19 protein-coding genes are annotated in these 22,878 nt (G+C 66.2%); 13 read left to right on the forward strand and 6 right to left on the reverse strand.

The window, feature by feature from the left end; translation table 11 throughout:
* Positions 1–132 precede the first annotated feature (132 nt).
* Positions 133–2,985 carry an RNA polymerase-associated protein RapA gene (gene rapA, locus PKB_RS07490; RefSeq protein WP_422613526.1) on the reverse strand — a complete coding sequence of 951 codons (2,853 nt, stop codon included), beginning with the start codon at positions 2,983–2,985 and terminating at the stop codon, positions 133–135.
* A 226-nt stretch (positions 2,986–3,211) separates the two neighbouring features.
* Between rapA and PKB_RS07495 the strand changes: the two genes are divergently transcribed.
* The 4 genes from PKB_RS07495 (at position 3,212) to ccoM (ending at position 4,643) form a co-directional block, all read left to right on the forward strand.
* Entirely contained in the window at positions 3,212–3,514 is a 303-nt protein-coding gene (locus PKB_RS07495) for a hypothetical protein (RefSeq protein WP_043250411.1), read from the forward strand.
* Between the two features lie 50 nt (positions 3,515–3,564).
* Positions 3,565–4,158: an alpha-ketoglutarate-dependent dioxygenase AlkB family protein gene (locus tag PKB_RS07500; protein WP_043250414.1), complete on the forward strand. Its 594-nt coding sequence runs from the start codon at positions 3,565–3,567 to the stop codon at positions 4,156–4,158.
* 2 nt (positions 4,159–4,160) lie between these two features.
* A complete protein-coding gene (locus PKB_RS29855; RefSeq protein WP_167333359.1) occupies positions 4,161–4,322 on the forward strand; it encodes a hypothetical protein in 162 nt (53 codons plus the stop codon).
* Between the two features lie 210 nt (positions 4,323–4,532).
* A complete protein-coding gene (gene ccoM / locus PKB_RS30315) occupies positions 4,533–4,643 on the forward strand; it encodes a cytochrome c oxidase subunit CcoM (RefSeq protein ID WP_015478370.1) in 111 nt (36 codons plus the stop codon).
* A gap of 289 nt (positions 4,644–4,932) precedes the next feature.
* Here the strand turns inward: ccoM and PKB_RS07510 are convergent, their stop codons facing one another.
* Complete coding sequence (locus tag PKB_RS07510) at positions 4,933–5,403, reverse strand: MaoC family dehydratase (protein WP_043250416.1); 471 nt, start codon at positions 5,401–5,403, stop codon at positions 4,933–4,935.
* Positions 5,400–6,350 carry an alpha/beta hydrolase gene (locus PKB_RS07515; RefSeq protein ID WP_043250418.1) on the reverse strand — a complete coding sequence of 317 codons (951 nt, stop codon included), beginning with the start codon at positions 6,348–6,350 and terminating at the stop codon, positions 5,400–5,402. Before PKB_RS07515 ends, PKB_RS07510 begins: the two co-directional genes overlap by 4 nt.
* A 220-nt stretch (positions 6,351–6,570) precedes the next feature.
* On the opposite strand from PKB_RS07515, the gene fadD2 reads away from it, so the two are divergent.
* From fadD2 to hrpA, 4 genes are all read left to right on the forward strand, one after another.
* Positions 6,571–8,259, forward strand: coding sequence for a long-chain-fatty-acid--CoA ligase FadD2 (gene fadD2, locus PKB_RS07520; protein WP_043250421.1), 1,689 nt, complete (start codon positions 6,571–6,573; stop codon positions 8,257–8,259).
* 338 nt (positions 8,260–8,597) lie between these two features.
* Entirely contained in the window at positions 8,598–10,283 is a 1,686-nt protein-coding gene (gene fadD1, locus PKB_RS07525; RefSeq protein WP_043250423.1) for a long-chain-fatty-acid--CoA ligase FadD1, read from the forward strand.
* Positions 10,284–10,348: 65 nt separating this feature from the next.
* Positions 10,349–12,034 (forward strand): methyl-accepting chemotaxis protein, encoded by a 1,686-nt coding sequence (locus PKB_RS07530; protein ID WP_043250426.1) that lies wholly within the window; start codon positions 10,349–10,351, stop codon positions 12,032–12,034.
* 137 nt (positions 12,035–12,171) lie between these two features.
* Positions 12,172–16,209 carry an ATP-dependent RNA helicase HrpA gene (gene hrpA, locus PKB_RS07535; RefSeq protein WP_043250428.1) on the forward strand — a complete coding sequence of 1,346 codons (4,038 nt, stop codon included), beginning with the start codon at positions 12,172–12,174 and terminating at the stop codon, positions 16,207–16,209.
* Between the two features lie 112 nt (positions 16,210–16,321).
* On the opposite strand, the gene PKB_RS07540 is transcribed toward hrpA, so the two are convergent.
* Positions 16,322–17,026, reverse strand: a complete 705-nt coding sequence (locus PKB_RS07540; protein ID WP_043250430.1) for a glutathione S-transferase N-terminal domain-containing protein — start codon at positions 17,024–17,026, stop codon at positions 16,322–16,324.
* A 112-nt stretch (positions 17,027–17,138) separates the two neighbouring features.
* Here PKB_RS07540 and PKB_RS07545 point away from each other — a divergent pair, with 112 nt between their 5' ends.
* Positions 17,139–17,576 (forward strand): HIT family protein, encoded by a 438-nt coding sequence (locus tag PKB_RS07545; protein ID WP_043250433.1) that lies wholly within the window; start codon positions 17,139–17,141, stop codon positions 17,574–17,576.
* A 43-nt stretch (positions 17,577–17,619) separates the two neighbouring features.
* Here PKB_RS07545 and PKB_RS07550 read toward each other — a convergent pair whose 3' ends face one another.
* On the reverse strand, positions 17,620–18,042 hold the full coding sequence (locus PKB_RS07550) for a 3-isopropylmalate dehydratase (RefSeq protein ID WP_043250435.1): 423 nt from the start codon (positions 18,040–18,042) through the stop codon (positions 17,620–17,622).
* 185 nt (positions 18,043–18,227) lie between these two features.
* On the opposite strand from PKB_RS07550, the gene PKB_RS07555 reads away from it, so the two are divergent.
* The 4 genes from PKB_RS07555 to PKB_RS07570 all read left to right on the forward strand — a co-directional run bounded on the left by PKB_RS07555 (position 18,228) and on the right by PKB_RS07570 (position 21,626).
* On the forward strand, positions 18,228–19,292 hold the full coding sequence (locus PKB_RS07555) for a GGDEF domain-containing protein (protein WP_043250437.1): 1,065 nt from the start codon (positions 18,228–18,230) through the stop codon (positions 19,290–19,292).
* Between the two features lie 367 nt (positions 19,293–19,659).
* Positions 19,660–20,781: a beta-ketoacyl-ACP synthase III gene (locus PKB_RS07560; protein ID WP_043257037.1), complete on the forward strand. Its 1,122-nt coding sequence runs from the start codon at positions 19,660–19,662 to the stop codon at positions 20,779–20,781.
* Between the two features lie 3 nt (positions 20,782–20,784).
* Positions 20,785–21,393: an RNA polymerase sigma factor gene (locus PKB_RS07565; RefSeq protein WP_043250439.1), complete on the forward strand. Its 609-nt coding sequence runs from the start codon at positions 20,785–20,787 to the stop codon at positions 21,391–21,393.
* Positions 21,387–21,626 (forward strand): anti-sigma factor family protein, encoded by a 240-nt coding sequence (locus PKB_RS07570; protein WP_043250442.1) that lies wholly within the window; start codon positions 21,387–21,389, stop codon positions 21,624–21,626. Before PKB_RS07565 ends, PKB_RS07570 begins: the two co-directional genes overlap by 7 nt.
* Positions 21,627–21,696: 70 nt before the next feature.
* On the opposite strand, the gene PKB_RS07575 is transcribed toward PKB_RS07570, so the two are convergent.
* Positions 21,697–22,620 (reverse strand): DedA family protein/thiosulfate sulfurtransferase GlpE, encoded by a 924-nt coding sequence (locus tag PKB_RS07575; protein ID WP_043250444.1) that lies wholly within the window; start codon positions 22,618–22,620, stop codon positions 21,697–21,699.
* Positions 22,621–22,878: the final 258 nt, after the last annotated feature.

A 22,878-nucleotide genomic window follows, 5' to 3' on the forward strand; every position in this document is an offset into this window, starting at 1 on the left:
ATCGCACGGTTTCCCCGTAGGAGCGGCCCATGGCCGCGATTCGCGCGCATGGCGCGCTCCTACAGGTCCGAAGGAAAAACCATGAAAAAGGCCGCCGCGGTTTCCCGGGGCGGCCTTTTGCTCAGCGGCGAATCAGCCGGCGACCAGCACGCGGATCGCTTCCAGGCGCAGGGAGGCCTTGTCCAGCAGCGCCAGGCTCTGGTCGCGCTGGGCGCGCAGGGCTTCCAGCTCGCTGTCGCGCACGCTGGGGTTGACCTGCTTGAGCGCGGTCAGGCGGGCCAGTTCCTCGTCGAGGCTGGCGACCAGTTGCTGGCGGGCCTTCTCCACGCGCTCGGCGTGACGCGGGGCGATCTTGCTCTCGCCGACCGCGAACTGCTTGGCGAGCACGTCGCGCTGGGCCTGGACGAACTTGTTGGCGCTGGCGCGCGGCACGCTTTCCAGCTGTTCGTGCAGGGTTTCGAAGGACACCCGCGCGGCCAGGTCGTTGCCGTTCGCGTCGAGCAGGCAGCGCAGCGCCACCGGCGGCAGGAAACGGCCGAGCTGCAGTTTGCGCGGCGCGACGGCTTCGCTGACGAAGAGCATTTCCAGCAGCACGGTGCCGGGCTTGAGCGCCTTGTTCTTGATGATCGCCACCGAGGTGTTGCCCAGCGAGCCGGACAGCACCAGGTCCATGCCGCCCTGCACCATGGGGTGTTCCCAGGTGAGGAACTGCATGTCTTCGCGGGCCAGGGCCTGGGCGCGGTCGTAGGTGACGGTCACGCCTTCGTCGTCGCCCAGCGGGAAGCTGGCGTCGAGCATCTTCTCGCTCGGGCGCAGGATCAGGGCGTTCTCGGAGTGGTCTTCGCTGTCGATGCCGTAGGTGTCGAACAGCTTCTCCATGTAGATCGGCAGGGCGAATTGGTCGTCCTGTTCCTCGATCGCCTCGACCAGCGCCTCGCCCTCGCCGGCGCCGCCGGAGTTGAGTTCGAGCAGGCGGTCGCGGCCGCTGTGCATTTCCGCTTCCAGAGCCAGGCGGGCGGCCTGGCCTTCTTCCAGCAGGGCGGCGAAGGCGTCGTCGTCGCCGCCGTCCAGCAGTTCCACCAGGCGCGGGCCGAAGCGGTGCTGCAGGGCGTTGCCGGTGGGGCAGGTATTGAGGAAGGCGTTGAGCGCCTGGTGGTACCACTGGAACAGGCGTTCCTGCGGGCTGGTTTCCAGGTGCGGCACGTGGATCTGGATGGTGTGGCGCTGGCCGATACGGTCCAGGCGGCCGATGCGCTGTTCTAACTGGTCCGGGTGGGCCGGCAGGTCGAACAGCACCAGGTGATGGGCGAACTGGAAGTTGCGGCCTTCGCTGCCGATTTCCGAGCAGATCAGCACCTGGGCGCCGAATTCCTCGTCGGCGAAGTAGGCCGCGGCGCGGTCGCGCTCGAGGATGCTCATGCCTTCATGGAAGACCGTGGCCGGAATGCCCGAGCGCAGGCGCAGGGCGTCTTCCAGGTCCAGCGCGGTCTCGGCGTGGGCGCAGATCACCAGCACCTTGTACTGCTTGAGCATCTTCAGGGTGTCGATCAGCCACTCGACGCGCGGGTCGAAGCGCCACCAGCGGGTGTTCTCGTCGCCGTCCTCGGCCTGGGCCTGGAAGCTGACTTCCGGGTACAGGTCCGGGTGCTCGCCGATCGGCAGCTCCATGTACTCCACCGGGTTGGGCAGCGGGTAGGCGTGCAGCTGGCGCTCGGGGAAGCCCTGAACTGCGGCGCGGGTGTTGCGGAACAGCACACGGCCGGTGCCGTGGCGGTCGAGCAGCTCGCGGACCAGGCGCGCGCGGGCGTCGTCGTCACCGCTTTCGACGCTGGCCAGCAGCTCGTCGCCGGCGGCGCCGAGGAAGCCGTGGATGGCCTGGCGCGCGGCGGGGGAGAGGCGGCCGTGGTCGATCAGTTCCTGCACCGCTTCTGCTACCGGGCGGTACTGGGTGCTTTCCTGGCGGAAGGCTTCCAGGTCATGGAAACGGTCCGGATCGAGCAGGCGCAGACGGGCGAAGTGGCTGTCCAGGCCGAGCTGTTCCGGGGTCGCGGTGAGCAGCAGCACGCCGGGGATGATCTGCGCCAGGGTTTCCACCAGCTGGTATTCGGGGCTGGCCTTTTCCGGGTGCCAGACCAGGTGGTGGGCTTCGTCGACCACCAGCAGGTCCCAGCCGGCAGCGCACAGGGCGTCCTGGGCGCGCTCGTCGTTCTTGATCCACTCCAGGGCGACCAGCGCCAGCTGGCTGTCCTCGAAGGGGTTGCCGGCGTCGCTCTCGGTGAAGCGCTCGCGGTCGAACAGCGCCACTTCCAGGTTGAAGCGCCGGCGCATTTCCACCAGCCACTGGTGCTGCAGGTTCTCCGGCACCAGGATCAGCACGCGGCTGGCGCGACCGGAGAGCAACTGGCGGTGGATCACCAGGCCCGCTTCGATGGTCTTGCCCAGGCCCACTTCGTCGGCCAGCAGAACGCGCGGGGCGATGCGGTCGGCGACTTCGCGGGCGATGTGCAGCTGGTGCGCGATGGGTTGCGCGCGGGCGCCGCCCAGGCCCCAGAGCGAGGACTGCAGCAGGCGGGTGCGGTGTTCCAGGGTGTGGAAGCGCAGGGCGAACCAGGGCATCGGGTCGATCTGTCCGGCGAACAGGCGGTCGCTGGCCAGGCGGAACTGGATGAAGTTCGACAGCTGGGTTTCCGGCAGGGTCTTGGCTTCGTTATTCGCGGTCAGGCCGTGGTAGATGAGCAGGCCGTCGATCTCGTCGACTTCGCGCACGGTCATCTTCCAGCCTTCGAAGTGGGTCACTTCGTCGCCCGGGGCGAAGCGCACGCGGGTCAGCGGCGCGTTGCGCTCGGCGTACTGGCGGGTATCGCCGGTGGCCGGATAAAGGACGGTGAGCATGCGTCCGTCGAGCGCCAGGATGGTTCCCAGCCCAAGTTCTGCTTCACTGTCGCTGATCCAGCGTTGACCCGGTTGATACTGCGCCATGGACACCTCCCGAAAAAAGCCGGCTATGGTAACGGAACGCGCGGCTTTCAGCGATGACCGTCGGCGTCGCAGGCCAGGAATGCCGCCGATCGGCGACAAGGCTCCTGGGCCAGCTCCGCGCGGCCGGCCAGGACCGGGATGGACAGCGGAAATCTCCGGAAAGTGTAGCGAGGCGTCGTTGGTCCGAAGCCACGAACCGACAATCTGAAGCGAAACGACAGGGCTCAAGAGCATGTTTCCGCCGATCACCCCCAATCTCCAGCCGGTCACGGCACAGCAGGACCCGGTACGCTCGCGCCCGGAAGTAGCGCCGGTGACGCCCGTGGAGCCTGCCGCTGGCGATGATGCCGTGGCCCTGGAGCGGCGCCCGGCGGAGCAGGCGCAGGACGAGGGCTACTCGCGGCGCCGCCGGCGTCCGCCGCAATCCGACGCCGAAGTGGCAGAAGCAGAGGCGGCAGCGGAGGAGGGGGCGCTTCCCTCGGATGACCTGGAAGAGGCACCGCGCAAGGGCCAGTGGATCGACATCGAGGTCTGAACGGCACGCCGTAGTAAGCTGTTCCTCCTCTTTTCGCCTGACCTTTCGCCATGCTGTTCGCCGATGCCCCCATCCTTCTCGAACACGCCGAACTTCGCCTGCTGACCGATTGGTGCGATGCCGCCAGCGCCGAGGCCTGGTTCGCCGAACTGGTCGAACGCACGCCTTGGGAGCAGCCGAGCGTACACCTGCATGGACGCGACTACCCGGTGCCGCGCCTGGTCGCCTGGTACGGCGACCCCGAAGCGAGCTACCGCTATTCCGGCCTGGTGCACGAGCCGCTGCCGTGGACGCCGCTGCTGGCGCAGATCCGCGAGCGCGTGCAGGCGACGGTCGGCCAGCGCCTCAACGGTGTGCTCCTCAACTATTACCGCGACGGCCAGGACTCGATGGGCTGGCACAGCGACGACGAGCCGGAGCTGGGGCGCAATCCGCTGGTCGCCTCCCTGAACCTCGGTGGCACACGGCGCTTCGACCTGCGCCGCAAGGGCCGCAACGCCATCGAGCACTCCCTGGAGCTGACCTCCGGCAGCCTGCTGGTCATGGCTGGCGCAACGCAGCATTATTGGCAGCATCAGGTGGCCAAGACGCGGCGTCCGGTCGCTCCCCGCCTGAACCTGACATTCCGCCTGGTGCACGCCTAGCCATGAGCAACGACGACAAACTGATCGACCTGAACGCCGAGCGCGACAAGCGCATCCACGACGTCCACGAAAAGCGCCTGCAGGAAGTGCGCAACGCCTTCGAGCAGGCCCTGCCGCTGGGCAAGACGCGCAAGAAGGGCAAGAACAAGCCGAAGAAACGCTGATCCGCTCCGCCTCGCTGTTTTGCCCCTCTGGAGCCGCCTCTCGCGGCTCCGTGCCGCACCCGAACCCCTTCCGAACTTGACCTGGATCAGTGATCCGAAGCCCCTGGCCACGGGGGCTCGCGGCTATTGATCCACGTCAATAAGCGCCTGCGTGGCGCGGATAAAGTGAACCCATCTTCCAAACGCAAAGAGAAACAGGAGGCCAGCATCATGTTCATCGACGAAGTGGTTCTCGCCGGCATTGTCACCGTTGGCCTGATGGTCCTGTTCTTTGGTGGAGTCGGATATTTCATCTGGAAGGACTCGCACAAGCGCGGTTGACCTTCCGGATACACAGAGCACGCAAGGCACTTGGGGCGACTTCGGTCGCCCGTTTTTTTTGCCCGCGATTTTTACCCGCCGCTCCTGCGTAGGAGCGGGCCTCATCAGCGAAGCTCCCTTGTAGGAGCGCGCCATGCGCGCGAATCGCGGCCATGGGCCGCTCCTACAGGGATGCACCGTGCCGTGCGGTTCGCGGAGAAGGTCTGCTCCTGCGAATGGGTGTGCCAAACACAAACGAAAACGCCGTTTCTCCTCAGGAAAGAAACGGCGTTTTGCATTCCGGGGCGACTTAGCCGATGGTGATCGGCGGCAGCTCCGGCAGGGTGATGTCCAGCTTCTGCTTGGGCGCCAGCACTTCGGCTTCGCCCTCGACCACCGCTTCACCGTTCTGGTTGAGCACGCGGGTGCCGATGCGGGCGCGGTTCTTCGGCAGCTTCTCCAGCACTTCCAGCTCCACGGTCAGTTGGTCGCCGATCTTTACCGGGCGGGTGAAGCGCAGGCTCTGCCCCAGGTAGATGGTGCCCGGGCCGGGGAGGGTGGTGGCTATTGCCGCGCTGATCAGCGCGCCGCTGAGCATGCCGTGGGCGATACGCTCCTTGAACAGGGTGCCGGCGGCGTACTCGGCATCGAGGTGCACCGGGTTGCGGTCACCGGAAACTTCGGCGAACAGCTGGATGTCGCGCTCGCCGACCGTGCGCTGGAAGCTGGCCTTCTGGCCGACTTCGAGTTCCGCGTAGGGGACGTTCTGCACCTGGGTCATTTTCTTTCCTCGGAATTCACGCCGGCGCCGGATGCGAGTTGGGCATCCAGCCAGGCGATCAGGTTGCGGGTGACCTCGTCGCGATTGGTCTCGTTGAAGATTTCGTGACGGGCCTCGGGATAGATCTGCGTTTGGACGTCGCGAACCCCGGCGCGAGTCATCGCCTGGGCCAGATCGCGCAGGCGCTTGCCCTGGCTGACCGGGTCGCGCTCGCCGCCGACGATCAGCAGCGGCAGGTCCTGGCGGATGCGCGCCAGGTGCTCCGGCGGGGTGATGTCCTCCAGGCCGCCGAGCAGGTCGATCCACAGCTGGTTGCTGCAGCGGAAGCCGCACAGCGGATCGCTGACGTACTTGTCCACTTCGTGGGCGTCGCGGCTCAGCCAGTCGAAGGCGGTGCGGTTGGGCTTGAACGCCTTGTTGAACGAGCCGAAGGAGAGGAACTCGATCAGCGCGCTCTGCCCGAGCGGGCCCTGGCGCCAGCGCTCGAAGCGGGCGATCTGCCGCGCCACGCGGTACAGCGCCACCGGCTGGTAGTTGGAGCCGGAGAGCACGGCGCCGCGCAGCGTCTCGCTGTGCTGCTGCAGATAGGCAGTGGCGATGTAGCTGCCCATGCTGTGGCCGAGCAGGAAGACCGGCAGCTCCGGATGGCGTTCGCGCAGGTGGCGGTTGAGCGTCAGCAGGTCGCCGACCACCTTGCCCCAGCCGCCGTGGTCGGCGTAGTGGCCGAGGTCGCCGTGCTCGGCGGTGCGCCCGTGGCCGCGCTGGTCGAGGGCGCAAAGCGTGTAGCCGGCGGTGTTCAGCGCCTGGCCCAGGCGCGCGTAGCGGCCGGCGTGCTCGGCCATGCCGTGGGACAGCATCACCACGCCCCGGGGCGCTTCGCTGGCCCAGAGGTGGATGTACAACGGAGTGTCATCGCTGGCGGGCAGCCAGTAGGCGGTGTACGGCATGGGCAATCCTTGTGCCGGCTCGGGGTCGCGGCATTCTAGCAGCGCGTTCCGGGCGGCAGAATCCTGGCCGGTGGACGAAGATTCACGTCATGGATAGGGGCTGCGCGAGTATTTGCGCAAACCGGGGCAACTGCTACTTTCCGACGGATGCCCGTGCCGGGCCCGCCCAAGGATGCCGGCGCGAAACAGCCTTGCAGGTAAATAAAGAGGACAACAACACATGCAAGCGGATTTCTGGAACGACAAGCGTCCGGCCGGCGTACCCAGCCAGATCGACCTGACCGCCTACAAATCGGTGGTCGAAGTGTTCGAGCGCTCCTGCAAGCGCTTCGCCGACCGCCCGGTGTTCAGCAACATGGGTGTGACCCTGACCTACGCTGAGCTGGACCGCCTGTCCGCCGCTTTCGCCGCCTACCTGCAGAAGCACACCGACCTCAAGCCCGGCGAGCGCATCGCCGTGCAGATGCCGAACATCCTGCAATACCCCATCGCTGTATTTGGCGCGCTGCGCGCCGGCCTGGTGGTGGTCAACACCAACCCGCTGTACACCGCCCGCGAGATGCGCCACCAGTTCAAGGACTCGGGCGCGCGGGCGCTGGTCTACGTCAACCTGTTCGGCAAGCTGGTGCAGGAAGTGCTGCCGGACACCGGCATCGAATACCTGATCGAAGCCCAGATGGGCGACATGCAGCCGGCGCTCAAGGGCCTGCTGGTCAACGCCGCGGTCAAGCACGTCAAGAAGATGGTGCCGGACTACAACCTGCCGCAGGCGGTGGCCTTCAAGGACGTGCTGCGCCAAGGCCGCGGCCACGCGCTGCAACCGATCAAGGTGGGCCTGGAAGACATCGCCGTGCTGCAGTACACCGGCGGCACCACGGGCGTGGCCAAGGGCGCGATGCTCACCCACGGCAACCTGGTGGCGAACATGTTGCAGGTCGACGCCTGCCTGTCGCAGCTCGGCCCGGACGGCCATCGCCTGATGAGCGAAGGCGGCGAGGTGATGATCGCGCCGCTGCCGCTGTACCACATCTATGCCTTCACCGCGAATTGCATGTGCATGATGCACAACGGCAACCACAACGTGCTGATCAGCAACCCGCGCGATATTCCCGGCTTCATCAAGGAGCTGAAGAAGTGGCGCTTCTCCGCGCTGCTGGGGCTGAACACCCTGTTCGTCGCGCTGATGGACCATCCCGAGTTCAAGGAAATCGACTTCTCCAACCTCAAGGTCACCAACTCCGGCGGCACCGCGCTGGTCTCGGCCACCGCCGAGCGCTGGAAGGCCGCCACCGGCTGCTCGGTGGTCGAGGGCTACGGCCTGACCGAGACTTCCCCGGTGGTCACCACCAACCCGTATGGCGACCAGGCGCGCCTGGGCACCGTCGGTATCCCGGTGGTCGGCACCTCGCTGAAAGTGATCGACGACGAAGGCAACGAGCAGCCGCAGGGCGAGCGCGGCGAGCTGTGCGTGAAGGGCCCGCAGGTGATGAAGGGCTACTGGCAGCGCCCGGAAGCCACCGCCGAGGTGCTCGACGCCGAGGGCTGGCTCCGCACCGGCGACGTCGCGGTGATCGACCCTGACGGCTTCGTGCGCATCGTCGACCGCAAGAAGGACCTGATCATCGTCTCCGGCTTCAACGTCTACCCCAACGAGATCGAAGACGTGGTCATGGCCCACCCGAAGGTGGCCAACTGCGCGGCCATCGGCGTGCCGGACGAGCGTTCCGGCGAGGCTGTGAAGCTCTTCGTGGTGGCCCGCGAGCCGGGGCTGACGGTCGAGGAGCTGAAGGCCTACTGCAAGGAAAACTTCACCGGCTACAAGGTTCCCAAGCAGATCGTCCTGAAGGATGCGCTGCCGATGACGCCGGTCGGCAAGATCCTTCGCCGGGAGCTGCGCGAGAGCGCCTGATCGATTCAGGCGATTTATCGATCCGAACGGAGGCCGGTCCGATGACCGGCCTCCGTTTTTTTTCGCTTAGCTTTCCCCTCCGGCAGCTTTGTCAGACAATCCAACAAGGCTGCAGCCCTTCTGGCACGGGCTTTTCCGACCGATGGGCGGGTTGTGACCGATTTGCCTGATTCCGGTCATTTTTATGACTGGGTAGGCTGTGTTTGGTGCTGGTCGCGTTTTGGCAAAGCTGCTACTCTCGGCCCGCTTTTCGCTCCCCGACTCAGGGGAAAGCGGCACAAACACAACAAGAACCGCGTACGCGGTAACGACAAGCTGTTGCTTAGGAGTGGGCTTCCATGATCGACAATTTCTGGAAGGACAAATATCCCGCAGGTATCTCTGCCGAGATCAATCCCGACCAGTACCCGAACATCCTCGCGGTACTCAAGGAGTCCTGCCAACGCTTTGCCAACAAGCCTGCCTTCAGCAACCTTGGCAAGACCCTGACCTACGGCGAGCTGTACAAGCTCTCCGGTGACTTCGCCGCCTACCTGCAGCAGAACACCAGCCTGCAGCCGGGTGACCGCATCGCGGTGCAGCTGCCTAACGTGCTGCAGTACCCGGTGGTGGTGTTCGGTGCCATGCGCGCCGGCCTCATCGTGGTCAACACCAACCCGCTGTACACCGCGCGGGAAATGGAGCACCAGTTCAACGACTCCGGCGCCAAGGCGCTGGTCTGCCTGGCCAACATGGCCCACCTGGCCGAGGAAGTGCTGCCCAAGACCGGCATCCGCCACGTGGTCATCACCGAAGTCGCCGACCTGCTGCCGCCGCTCAAGCGCCTGCTGGTCAACTCGGTGGTCAAGTACGTCAAGAAGATGGTCCCGGCCTACCACATCGCCCAGGCCGTCAAACTCAACGACGCCCTGGCCAAGGGCCGTGGCCAGACCGTGCGCGAAGCCTCGCCCAAGAGCGACGACGTCGCCGTGCTGCAGTACACCGGCGGCACCACCGGCGTGGCCAAGGGCGCCATGCTGACCCACCGCAACCTGGTGGCGAACATGCTGCAGTGCAAGGCACTGATGGGCGCCAACCTGGACGAAGGCTGCGAGATCCTCATCGCGCCGCTGCCGCTGTACCACATCTACGCCTTCACCTTCCATTGCATGGCGATGATGCTCACCGGCAACCACAACATCCTGGTGACCAACCCGCGCGACCTCAATGCGCTGGCCAAGGAGCTGTCGCAGTGGAAGTTCACCGGCTTCGTCGGCCTGAACACCCTGTTCGTCGGCCTGTGCAACAACGAAGCCTTCCGCAAGCTGGACTTCACCAGTCTGAAGCTGACCCTCTCCGGCGGCATGGCCCTGCAACAGGCCACCGCCGAGCGCTGGAAGGAAGTCACCGGCTGCGCCATCTGCGAAGGCTACGGCATGACCGAAACCAGCCCGGTGGTGTCGGTGAACCCGTTCCAGAACATCCAGATCGGCACCATCGGCATCCCGGTTCCCTCGACCCTGTGCAAGGTCGTCGATGACGCCGGCGTCGAGCAGCCGCTGGGCGAGCGCGGCGAGCTGTGCGTGAAGGGCCCGCAGGTGATGAAGGGTTACTGGCAGCGCCAGGAAGCGACCGACGAGATCCTCGACAAGGACGGCTGGCTGCGTACCGGCGACGTGGCAATCATCGAGGCCGATGGCTACATGCGCATCGTCGACCGCAAGAAGGACATGATCCTGGTGTCCGGCTTCAACGTGTACCCGAACGAGCTGGAAGACGTCCTCGCGACCCTGCCCGGCGTGCTGCAGTGCGCGGCCATCGGCGTACCGGACGAGCGTTCGGGCGAGGTGATCAAGGTCTTCGTGGTGCCCAAGCCGGGCGTCAACCTGACCAAGGAGCAGGTCGTCCAGCACATGCACGACAACCTGACCGGCTACAAGCGACCGAAGTACGTCGAGTTCCGCGAAAGCCTGCCGACCACCAACGTCGGCAAGATACTTCGTCGGGAATTGCGTGACGAAGAGCTAAAGAAGGCCAAGGCCTGAGCCGATAACCAGAAAACCCGCCACATGGCGGGTTTTCTGTCTTGTCGTCCTGGAGGTCTGCCGCCGTGATCCCCTCCCTGCGCCTGCGCGCCAAGGTCCTGAGCCTTGCCCTCGTTCCCATCCTGATCCTCACCGTGGTGCTCTGTGCCGTTACCCTGGTCGCCCTGAACAAGTTGGCCGACCAGCAGGAACAGCAGATTCGCCAGAGCCTGATCGCCGACCGCCAGACCCAGCTCAAGCAATTCGTCGATGTCGCCCTGGCTGCCGTCGGCCCGCAATACGACGCCGCGAGCGAAGGCGATGCCAACGCCCGAGCAGCGGGAATTGCCGTGCTCAAGCGCTTGAACTACGGCAACGGCGGCTACTTCTGGGGCTACGACACCCGCGCCATACGCGTCTTCCAGGGCACCAGCGAAGAGCGCATTGGCGAAGACTTCAGCAGCTACCAGGACCCCAACGGCGTCTACGCCATTCGCGAGCTGGTACGCGCCGGCCAGGACGGCAGCCACGTCGTGCACTACAGCTTCACCCTGCCAGGCAGCAACAAGATCGTGCCGAAGATCGGCTACGCGCAGTACCTGCCGAAATGGAACCTGGTGTTCGGCACCTCGCTGAACCTCGACGACATCGAGCGCGACGTGGCCAAGGCGCGTGACGAGTTCCAGGGCCGCGTGCACGACCTGGTGCTGCTCATGCTCGGCTCCGCCCTGGCGCTGCTGGTGGTCATCACCCTGGTGGCCCTGCCCACCGGCAACGCCATCGTCCGCCCGCTGTTGCGGATCAAGGCCAACCTCGACGACATGGCCGCCGGCGACGGCAACCTGACCCACCGACTGGCGGTGGAGAGCCGCGACGAGTTGGGCGAGCTGGCGACCTCCTTCAACCGCTTCGTCGAGAAGATCCACGCCCTGGTGCAGCAAGTTGCCGGTACCACCCAGCAGTTGTCCGGGCTGGTCGGCGATGTTGCCCAGCAAGCGCAGCGCTCGGAGCAGGCGATGAACGGCCAGCGCAGCGAGACAGACCAGGTCGCCACGGCAATCAACGAAATGACCGCCGCCGCCCAGGAAGTGGCGCGCAGCGCCCAGCGTGCTGCCGATGCCGCCCAGGAAACCGACCGCGAGGGCCAATTGGCCAAGCGCGAAGTGGGCCTGTGCGTGGCGCAGATCAACGACCTGGCCGGCGAAGTCGGCAGCAGCAGCGAGGCGCTCGACACGCTCAGCCAGGACGTGCGCGGCATCGTCGGCGTACTTGAAGTGATCCGCTCGATCGCCGAGCAGACCAACCTGCTGGCGCTCAACGCGGCCATCGAAGCGGCCCGCGCCGGCGAGGCGGGGCGCGGTTTCGCGGTGGTTGCCGACGAGGTCCGCGCGCTGGCCAGCCGCACCCAGCAGAGCACCGGCGAAATCCAGCAGATGATCGACCGTCTGCAGGCCACTACTGCCGGTTCGGTAAGTGCCATGCAGCGAGCCAGCGAGATGGCCGAGCGTACGCGCGGGCAAGCCAACCAGGCCGGCCAGTCGCTGGACGCCATGGCCCACCTGATCGGCACCATCAACTCGATGAACGCGCAGATCGCCAGCGCCGCCGAGGAACAGACCGCGGTGGCCGAGGAGATCAACCGCAGCGTGCACCAGATCGCCGGCGCGGTGGACCAGGTCGCCGACGACGCCATGCACAGTGCGCGTACCGCCGGTCAGTTGAACGGCCTGGGGGATCAGCTGCACAAGCTGGTCAGCCAGTTCCGCATCTGATCCATCCCTGAACCCCCGTCGCCACGCATTGGGCGTGGCGGCGCGGGGCGCTCCTCTGCGACAATCCCGCCTTTCCTTTATTCCGCAGCGGCCCGCCTTCAAGGCGCCAGGCCGCGCACGCCGGTATTGCGCAGCCAATGACCCAAGCCACGCCCAGCCCCGAACAGCTCCTGCAACGCCTCGACCAGGCCCTGATCCGCGACCGTCATCGCCTGCGCCGGCAGTTCCACGACCTTCGCAAGCAGCCCGACGAGGGCAAGCTGGCGCAGTGGGTCGAACGCTTCCAGGCGTCCTGCGCCAAGGTCGAGGGGCGCCGCGCGAGCATCCCGGCGATCCGCTACGACGACAGCCTGCCAATCGCCGCCAAGCGCGACGAGATCAAGGCCGCCCTGCAGAAGCGCCAGGTAGTGGTGATCGCCGGCGAAACCGGCTCGGGCAAGACCACCCAGCTGCCGAAGATCTGCCTGGAACTGGGCCGCGGCACCCACGGCCTGATCGGCCACACGCAGCCGCGCCGCCTGGCCGCGCGCAGCGTCGCCACGCGAGTTGCCGAGGAAATCGGTACGCCGCTCGGCTCATTGGTCGGCTACCAGGTGCGCTTCGAGGACCAGAGCGACGACAGCACCCTGATCAAGCTGATGACCGACGGCATCCTGCTCGCCGAGACCCAGCACGATCGCTACCTCGAGCGCTACGACACGATCATCGTCGACGAAGCCCACGAACGCAGCCTGAACATCGACTTCCTCCTCGGCTTCCTCAAGACACTCCTGCCGCGACGCCCTGACCTCAAGCTGATCATCACTTCGGCGACCATCGACCTGGAACGCTTCTCCAAGCACTTCGGCGATGCGCCCATCGTCGAGGTCTCCGGCCGTACCTACCCGGTGGACACTTGGTATCGCCCGCTGGCGGCGGAAGTGGACGAAGACGGCGAGGCGCTATTCGACGACCTGTCCGTCGACCAGGGCATCCTCCGCGCACTGGACGAGATCGCCGCCCATGAGCGCGAAGTCGGCAAACGCCCCGGCGACGTGCTGGTGTTCCTCCCCGGCGAACGCGAGATTCGCGATGCCGCCGACATGCTGCGCAAGGCCAACCTGCGCCACACCGAAGTACTGCCGCTGTATGCGCGCCTGACCCCGGCCGAGCAACAGAAGATCTTCGCGCCCATGCCCGGTCGCAAGATCGTGCTCGCCACCAACGTCGCGGAAACCTCGCTGACCGTACCGGGCATTCGCTACGTGATCGACAGCGGCACCGCGCGCATCAGCCGCTACAGCTACCGCGCCAAGGTCCAGCGGCTGCCCATCGAAGCCGTGTCCCAGGCCAGCGCCAACCAGCGCAAGGGCCGTTGCGGGCGGGTCGAGCCGGGCATCTGCGTGCGCCTGTACAGCGAGGAAGACTTCAACTCGCGTCCGGCCTTCACCGACCCGGAGATCCTCCGCACCAACCTGGCGGCGGTGATCCTGCAGATGCTCCACCTGCGCCTGGGCGACATCGAGGCCTTCCCCTTCATCGAGCCGCCGGACGGCAAGGCGATCAAGGACGGCTTCACCCTGCTGCAGGAACTCTCGGCGGTTAACCGCGAAGGCCAGCTGACTCCGCTCGGCCGCCAGCTTGCGCGCCTGCCGATCGACCCGCGGCTGGGCCGCATGCTGCTGGAAGCGGCCAACCAGGGCAGCCTCGACGAAGTGCTTACCGTGGCCAGCGCGCTGTCCGTGCAGGACCCGCGCGAGCGCCCGATCGAACGCCAGCAGGCGGCCGACCAGGCGCACGCGCAATGGAAGGACCCGGACTCCGACTTCGCCGCGCTGATCAACCTCTGGCGCGGCTTCGAGGAGCAGCGCCAGGCGCTCGGCTCCAATGCCTTGCGCGCCTGGTGCCGGAAGAACTTCCTCAACTATCTGCGCCTGCGCGAGTGGCGCGATGCGCATCGCCAGCTGACGCTGATCTGCCGCGAGCTGAAGCTGCCGTTCGGCAAATCGGACGCCTCTCGTAGGAGCGAGCTTGCTCGCGAACAACCCAACGCAGAGAAGCCCCAGGACGACAAATCCGTTGGAAAGGACGCCAAAGGTGTCCGCAAGGGATCGGAGCCCGACGCAAAGCTGCGCGACATCGACTACGCCGCCGTGCACAAGGCGATCCTTTCCGGCCTGCTCAGCCAGATCGGCCAGAAGGCGGAGGAGGGCGACTACCTCGGCGCGCGCCAGCGGCGCTTCTGGATTCACCCCTCCAGCGTCATCGGCCGCAAGAAGCCGCAGTGGATCATGGCTGCCGAACTGGTCGAGACCACCAAGCTGTTCGCCCGCATGGTCGCCAAGATCGAGCCGGACTGGCTCGAGCCCCTGGCCGGCCACCTGCTGAAGAAGAACCACCTGGAACCGCACTGGGAGAAGAAGCGCGGCCAGGTCGTGGCATACGAGCAGGTCACCCTCTATGGCCTGATCATCGTCGGTCGCCGCGCCGTGCATTACGGCCCCATCGATCCGCCGGTGGCGCGCGAGCTGTTCATCCGCGAAGCGCTGGTGCGCGGCGAGATCAACAGCCGCGCCAAGTGCCTCTCGGCCAACCGCCAGTTGCTGGAAAAGCTCGACGAGCTGGAAGCCAAGGCGCGCCGCCGCGACATTCTCGCCGACGAGGAAACCCTGTTCGCCTACTACGACGCGCGCCTGCCGGCGGACATCTACCAGACCGCCAGCTTCGAGAAGTGGTACGAGCGCGAGCACAAGCAGCAGCCGAACCTGCTGATCATGCGCGAGGAAGACGTGCTGGCCCGCGATGCCAGCGAAGTCACTGCCGGTCTCTACCCGGACCGCCTGCGCCTGGGCGAGCTGCAATTGCCGCTGAGTTATCACTTCGAGCCGGGCCACGTGCGCGACGGCGTGACCCTGCGCGTGCCGGCGCCGCTGCTGCCGCAATTGCCGGCCGAGCGCCTGGAGTGGCTGGTGCCCGGCCTGCTGGAAGCCAAGTGCGTGGCGCTGGTGCGCAACCTGCCCAAGGCCATCCGCAAGAACTTCGTGCCGGTGCCGGATTTCGTCCGCGCCGCCATCGGCAAGATGACCTTCGCCGAAGGCGCATTGCCCGAAGCGCTCGGCCGCGAACTGCAGCGCATGACCGGCAGCCGCGTACCCGAGGAAGCATGGGGCGAGGCGGCGGCGCTGGTGGAGAGTCACCTGCGCATGAACATCGAGGTGGTCGATGCGCGCGGCAAGTTCCTTGGCGAAGGCCGCGACCTCGCCGAACTCACCGCCCGCTTCGCCGAAGCCAGCCAGGCCGCCCTGGCCATTCCGCAGGCCGACAAACCGCAGAAACCAGTAGAAGCCAAGGGCTTCGCCGAGGTCGCGGAAAAGGCCCAACAGAAGATCGCCGGCCTGTCGATGACGGTGTACCCGGCGCTGGTGGAAGAGGGCGGCACGGTCAAGGAAGGCCGCTTCCCGACCCAGGCCGAAGCCGAATACCAGCACCGCCGGGCGCTCCAGCGCCTGCTCCTGCAGCAGCTCGCGGAGCCGGCCAAGTTCCTCCGCGGCAAGTTGCCGGGGCAGACCGAGATGGGCCTGCTCTACCGCGAACTCGGCCGTGTCGAGGCGCTGGTCGAGGACATCCTGCTGGCCAGCCTGGACAGTTGCATCCTCGAAGGCGAGGCCAGCCTGCCACGCGACGGTGCGGCGCTCGCCTCGCTGGCGGAGAAGAAGCGCGGCGCCTGGACGGAGCACGCCGAACGCATCGCCCGCCTGACCCTGGAAATCCTCAAGCTCTGGCACGGCCTGCAGAAGCGCTTCAAGGGCAAGGTCGACCTGGCCATGACGGTGCCGCTCAACGACGTGAAGGGGCAGCTGGCCAACCTGGTCTACCCGGGCTTCGTCCGCGACACACCGGTGGAATGGCTGAAGGAAATCCCGCGCTACCTCAAGGCTATCGAGCAGCGCCTGGACAAGGTCGCCGGCCAGGTCCAGCGCGACCGCGTGTGGAGCGGCGAGATGGCCGGCTACTGGGACCAGTACAAGGCCCGCCAGGCCAAGCACGCCCAGGAAGGCAAGCGCGACCCGGAGCTGACGCTGTATCGCTGGATGCTGGAGGAGTACCGCGTCTCGCTGTTCGCCCAGCAGTTGGGGACGAAGATGCCGGTGTCCGACAAGCGCCTGACCAAGCAGTGGAGCCAGGTCGAGGTCTGATCGCTCGCCGTTTGGCGCAGTCGATGGGTTTCGCTGCGCTCAACGCCATCCTACGGAGTGTGTTCGTAGGATGGGTTGAGGAACGAAACCCATGCCGTCGTCGTGCTGTGACTCAATCCCGCTTCGGAATCCCCAACCCGCGCTGCACCGCCGGGCGGGAGAGGAAGGCTTCGAGCACGCGCTTCACGTTGTCGAAGCGCTCGAACTGCACCAGCTCGCCGGCCTCGTAGAAGCCCACCAGGTTGCGTACCCAGGGGAAGATGGCGATATCGGCGATGCTGTAGTCCTTGCCCATCACCCAATCACGGTCTTCCAGGCGTTGGTCGAGCACCGCCAGCAGGCGCCGCGATTCTTCCACGTAGCGGTTCAGCGGGCGCTTGTCCTCGTATTCGCGGCCGGCGAATTTGTTGAAGAAGCCGACCTGGCCGAACATCGGGCCGATGCCGCCCATCTGGAACATCAGCCACTGGATGGCCTCGTAGCGCTGCGCCGGGTCCTGCGGCAGCAACTGGCCGGTCTTGTCGGCGAGGTAGATGAGGATGGCGCCGGACTCGAACAGCGCCAGCGGCTGGCCGTTCGGGCCGTTGGGGTCGATGATCGCCGGGATCTTGTTGTTGGGGTTCAGCGAGAGGAATTCCGGGCTGAACTGGTCGTTGCGCTCGAAGCTCACCAGGTGCGGCTCGTAGGCCAGGCCGGTCTCTTCCAGGGTGATCGAGACCTTCACGCCGTTGGGCGTGGGCAGCGAGTACAGCTGCAACACGTCGGGACGGGTGGCGGGCCATTTGCGGGTGATCGGGAAATCGGCAAGCACTGACATGGAGTCTCCGCTTCAGTTTGAAGAAAGCAGCCAGCATAGCCCGCCCGGCTGGCGCAGGGGAGGCGCCAACCGGTATGGTGCGGCCTCCGATCCAACGCTCAAGGACTGTCGCATGAGCCTGCAAGGCACCTACGATCCGCAGAACATCTTCGCCCAGATCATTCGCGGCGATGCCCCCTGCTACAAGCTGTACGAGGACGACGATGTGCTCGCCTTCCTCGACCTCTTCCCGCAGTCCGTCGGGCACACGCTGGTGATCCCCAAGCGCAGCGCCGCGCGCAACATCCTCGAAGTCGACCCGGAGGCCCTGGGCAAGGTCATGGGCGTGGTCCAGCGCCTGACCCGCGTGATCGTCGACGAACTGAATCCCGACGGCGTGCAGGTGGCCCAGTTCAACGGCGCACCAGCCGGGCAGACGGTGTTCCACATCCATATGCACATCGTCCCGCGCTACGCCGGCCAGGGCCTGGGCATCCATGCCGCGCAGAAGGCCGATCCGGCCGAGCTGGAGCAGCTGCAGGCGCGCCTGCGCCAGCGCATCGAAGGCTGAAACGACGACGGGGCCAAGCAGGCCCCGTCGCTGTATTCGTTACTCACTTCTGTTCGGCGGGCTTGATGTCGAAGCCTGTCTGGGCATCGCTGAGGATGCGGAACTGCGCGGTCTGCCCGGCCACCAGGTCGACGTTCAGTTCGCGCAGCAGCCGGGCCTTGCTGCACAGGCCTTCGCCTTTCTCGTCGGCGCCGATGCCGACGATGTGCTGGCCGGGCGGCAGGTGGAAGCTGGCGATTTCGCCCACGGCGATGCGCGCGGCGAGCTGGCGGTCGATCTTGAAGGCGACCATGCAGCCGCCGCCGAGGAAGCCCAGGTCGCGCTCCACTTCCAGCCGGGCACTGCCGTTATCCTCCTGCTGGTAGCCGAGCAGCCGGTCCGGCGGCACGGCACTGGCTTCCTTGGCCTGGAACGAAGAGCAACCGGCCAGGGCCAGCAAGGACAGCGAAACGATGAATGCGCGCATGAAAACCCTCCGTGGGATTGGACTCCACCTAGGCTAGTCCAGCACCATCGGGGGCGCTCGTCGGATTGCCTGTGGCGGGTATCAACGCGTTTCTGCGCGTACGACTAGAATCATGCGCAATGCAGCGGGGGCCGGGCGCTTCCGCTGCTCGGTGTCCGCCAGGCGGCGGCCAGGGAAAGGGCAGAATGTCCAACAAGGCGAAAGACCAGACGACTCCAGAAAGCACGACCGGCAGCGGCGGGCTCGATCTCGCGGACCAGCGCCTGGTGATGCGCCTGATCTTCGTCTGCACCGGTGTCACCCTCGCGGTGTTCTCGATCCTCCAGGCGTTGTCCGGGAACTACTCGCTCGCCAGCCTGGAATTCCTGGTGTTCGCCTTGCTGATGTGGGCTGCCGGGCGCCTGAAACGCGTGGCCAATCTCACACCCTGGATCTACGCCTACCTGCTGCCCACCTTCTGCTTCCTGGTCTACATCATCGTCATGCCGCATGCCTCGGCCACGGCCTTCGTCTGGCTATACCTGATGCCGGTGATGGCCTACCTGTTGCTCGGGGCGATGCGCGGCTTCCTGCTGTCGACTCCGTTCGTCGTGATCGCCACCCTGATGTACCTGCGCCAGCACCCGGTGACGATGGACGCGCCGGGCATGATCGACATCGGCAACGCTTTGCTGTGCGGCCTGCTGATCATGACCTTCGTGCACATCTACGAATCCCGCCGCGCCGAGGCCCAGCGGCTGCTGCGGCGCCTGGCGCTGAACGATGCGCTGACCGGCGTGGCCAGCCGGGAGGCGTTCCAGCGCGCGGTGCAACGGTGCCTGGAGGAGGCCGAGCACGGCGGTCCGCGCTGGGTGCTGGTGTTGCTGGACGTCGACCACTTCAAGGCGGTGAACGACCGCTGGGGGCACGATGCCGGGGACAAGGCGCTGCAGCACATCTGTACGCGCCTGCGCCAGCACCTGCGTGCCGGCGATCTGGTCGGTCGGCTGGGAGGAGAGGAGTTCGGCCTGCTGCTGCGCAACACCGCGCGCCTGGATGCCGCTTCACTGGTCGAGCGCCTGCGCCTGGATCTGGTAGCCAATCCGCTGCTCTACGCCGGTAACCTGATCACCCTGTCGGCCACCTTCGGCCTGGCCGAATGGCCCAACGACGGCCATGACCTGGAAGCCCTCTATCGCTGCAGCGACCGCCGCCTTTACCAGGGCAAGGCGCAGGGGCGCAATCGCCTGGTGTGCAACGACGCTGATTGAAGTCAGCCGACCGGCCAAGGCAAAAGTGCAAGATGATGGGGCGCCTCGGCCATTGGCGCCTCTGCTTGTGTCGAAGGCCGTCTCCGGCCAGTCCAATCCCCGTTCACTGGGTGGAAATGTGCAGCGCAATGGCGGCATTTGGCGCGCATTTGCCGCATAATCCGCGGCTATTCGCGCGGACTCCGCCGCCGACACCGTTGGGCGGCCGGAAGTGCTGCCTCCACAGGTGGGTGGCACACTGCCTGGTCATCAAGTGCGCCATCGCCGGGCGCCGTCCGCGAAACGCTTTTTTGTTGCCCGCCGCGCGGGCATTGAATGCCTAACCACGCTGCCGGACGCGGCAGCCAGATTGAGAAGAGGATTGACCGTGCATAACGTCGTGATCAGTGGGACCGGTCTGTACACCCCGCCATTCAGCATTTCTAACGATGAACTGGTGGAGTCCTTCAATACCTATGTCCGCCACTTCAACGACCAGCACGCCGAAGCCATCGCCAAGGGCGAGATGGAAGCGCTGAGCGAATCCAGCTCGGCGTTCATCGAGAAGGCCTCCGGCATCAAGAGCCGCTTCGTGGTCAACAAGGAAGGCATCCTCGATCCGCAGCGCATGACCCCGCGCATCCCCGAGCGCAGCAACGAAGACTGGGGCATCCTCTGCGAGATGGCCGTCCACGCTGCCAAGCAGGCCCTCGAGCGCGCCGGCCGCACCCCGGCCGACATCGACGGCGTGATCGTCGCCTGTTCCAACCTCCAGCGCGCCTACCCGGCCGTAGCCATCGAAGTGCAGGCTGCACTCGGCATCCAGGGCTTCGGCTTCGACATGAACGTCGCCTGCTCCTCGGCCACCTTCGGCATCCAGGCCGCGGTGAACAGCGTGCAGCTCGGCCAGGCCCGCGCGATCCTCATGGTCAACCCGGAAATCTGCACCGGCCACCTGAACTTCCGCGACCGCGACAGCCACTTCATCTTCGGCGATGCCGCCACTGCGGTGATCGTCGAGCGTGCCGACCAGGCCACCTCCAAGCACCAGTTCGACGTCGTCAGCACCAAGCTGCTGACCCAGTTCTCCAACAACATCCGCAACAACTTCGGCTTCCTCAACCGCGCCGCGGAAGAGGGCATCGGCCAGCGCGACAAACTGTTCGTCCAGGAAGGCCGCAAGGTGTTCAAGGACGTCTGCCCGATGGTCGCCGAGCTGATCGGCGAGCACCTGGCGCAGAACGACATCCCGGTCGGCGACGTCAAGCGCTTCTGGCTGCACCAGGCCAACCTCAACATGAACCTGCTGATCACCCGCAAGCTGCTCGGTCGCGACGCCGAACCGCACGAAGCGCCGGTGATCCTCGACACCTACGCCAACACCAGCTCGGCCGGCTCGGTCATCGCCCTGCACAAGTATCAGGACGACCTGCCAGCCGGCTCCATCGGCGTGCTGAGCTCCTTCGGCGCCGGCTATTCCATCGGCAGCGTGATCCTGCGCAAGCGCTGATCCATGTCCGCAGCCGACGCTGACCTCCTGGCGCGGCTGCGCAACGGAGAGGAGCAGGCCTTCCGCGAGCTGGTCGACACCTACCAGGGCGCCATGCGCGCGGTGGCCTACGCCATCGTCGGCGCATCCGGCGCCGACGAGGTGGTGCAGGACGCCTGGCTCGCAGTGGTTCGCCACCTCGATGGTTTCCAGGAACGCTCCAGCCTCAAGACCTGGCTGCTGACCATCACCGCCAATACCGCCAAGTCGCGCCTGCGCCAGGTGCGCCGTGAAGTGTCGCTCGACGACCTTCCGGCGCCGCACGGCAGCATCGACGACAACCGCTTCGCCGCCGACGGCCACTGGAGTGCGGCGCCGCTGGCCTGGCACTCGGACTCGCCCGAGGCACTGCTGGCCGAGGACGAGCTGCGCGAATGCCTGGAGAAGACCCTGCTCAGCCTTTCCGAGATGCAGCGCAGCGTGTTGCTGCTGCGCGAGCGCCAGGGGCTGGAGTTGGAAGATATCTGTAATCTTCTGGAGCTTTCGCTCTCCAATGTCAGGGTGCTGCTGCATCGCGGACGACTGAAGCTGTTCGCCACCCTGGAGCACTTCGAGGAGACCGGCCAATGCTGACTTGCAGGCAGCTGGTAGCCCAGTCCAGCGATCTGCTGGACGGGCAGCTCGGCTTTCGCGAGAAGCTGGCCCTGCGCCGGCACCTGTTGCTGTGCCGCAATTGCCGGCGCTTCATCCGCCAGATGCGCCTGACCCAGGCGACCCTGCGCCTGCTGCCGGAAGCGCCGGTTACCGACGGCGACCCACTCGCCGGTCGCCTGGCTGCCTTGCGCCGCGATCAACTGCGTCGCTGAGACAGTCCCCTTGTAGGAGCGAGCTTGCTCGCGAACCCGTAGCGGAAACGCTTCGCGAGCAAGCTCGCTTCTACGAAAGCGTTTCCTCCTGATCGGCATGCCACGCATCCAATCCGCCCGACAGCGCCCAGGTCCGCGCATAGCCGCCCGCCTGCAGGCGCTCGGCGAGCATGGCAGCGGAGAGTTCGTGCGGGCAGGCGCAATAGATGACGACGTCGGCATCGCCGAGGGTGTCTTTCAGGCTGTCCAGCGGTGTGTCCAGGCCGACCGAAATGGCGCCGGGAATGCCGTCCTCGCCCAACTCGGCGCGCACGTCGAGGATGCGCGGAGCATCGCCCTGGTCCAGACGCCGACGCAGTTCGCTCACGCTGATCCGTGGAATGCGTGCGGTGCGGCGCAGCAGGCGCTGGCGGCGGAACACGCGCCAGGCGAGGAACAGCACGAAGGCGCCGAGAATCACCAGTGCGCCCAAGGATGCGTAGTCGTGCAGCAGGCCCAGCAGGTGGTCGACCGCGTCGTTGAAGATGGCCCCCAACAGCAATGCGGAGCCGGCCCAGAGCGCTGAGCCGGCCAGGTCGTAACCCAGGAAGCGGCGCATCGACGTGCCAGTCATGCCGGCCAGGCTGGTGGACAGCGCGCCTGCGCCCGGCAGGAACTTGCTGATCAGCAGCGCGCGCGGGCCGATGCGTAGATAAAGGCTCTGGCTCTGGCGGATGCAGCTGTCGCGTGACAACGAGACCCGGCAGATGCTGCGCAGCAGGAAACCGCCGTAGCGCTGGCCGGCGAAATACCAGGCGCTGTCGGCGATCAGGCAGGCCAGGGTGGCGACGGCCAGGGCCTCGCCCAGGGAGATGCCGTGGCCCTGGATGGCCAGGGCTCCAGCGACGATCAGCGCCGGATAGGCGGGTATCGGCAGGCCCAGCTGTTCGAGCAGCACGTTGAGGAAGAGCACGGCAGGGCCGTAGCGTTCGATCAGGGGTTGCAGTTCGGACATGGCGGTGCGTACCGGAGCGGGAAGCCGACAGCATACTGCCGCTCGTCGCGGTCGTCAGTCCTGCCCGGCGCTTACCCTCCAGGTAGCTGAAATCGCAGGAAAAACCAGCCAAATGGCAAGCTGTAACAAAAAGTTAATCTATATGCAGCGGCGCTGAAATAACCCCTCGCCAACATTCCCCGCAACACAAAAGGGCTGCCAGAACGGCTGCGCGCGTGACCATGGGGGCCGCGCCCCATAGCCCGGCACCCGGCGTGT

It is taken from the genome of Pseudomonas knackmussii B13, assembly GCF_000689415.1.
Taxonomy (GTDB): Bacteria; Pseudomonadota; Gammaproteobacteria; order Pseudomonadales; family Pseudomonadaceae; genus Pseudomonas; species Pseudomonas knackmussii.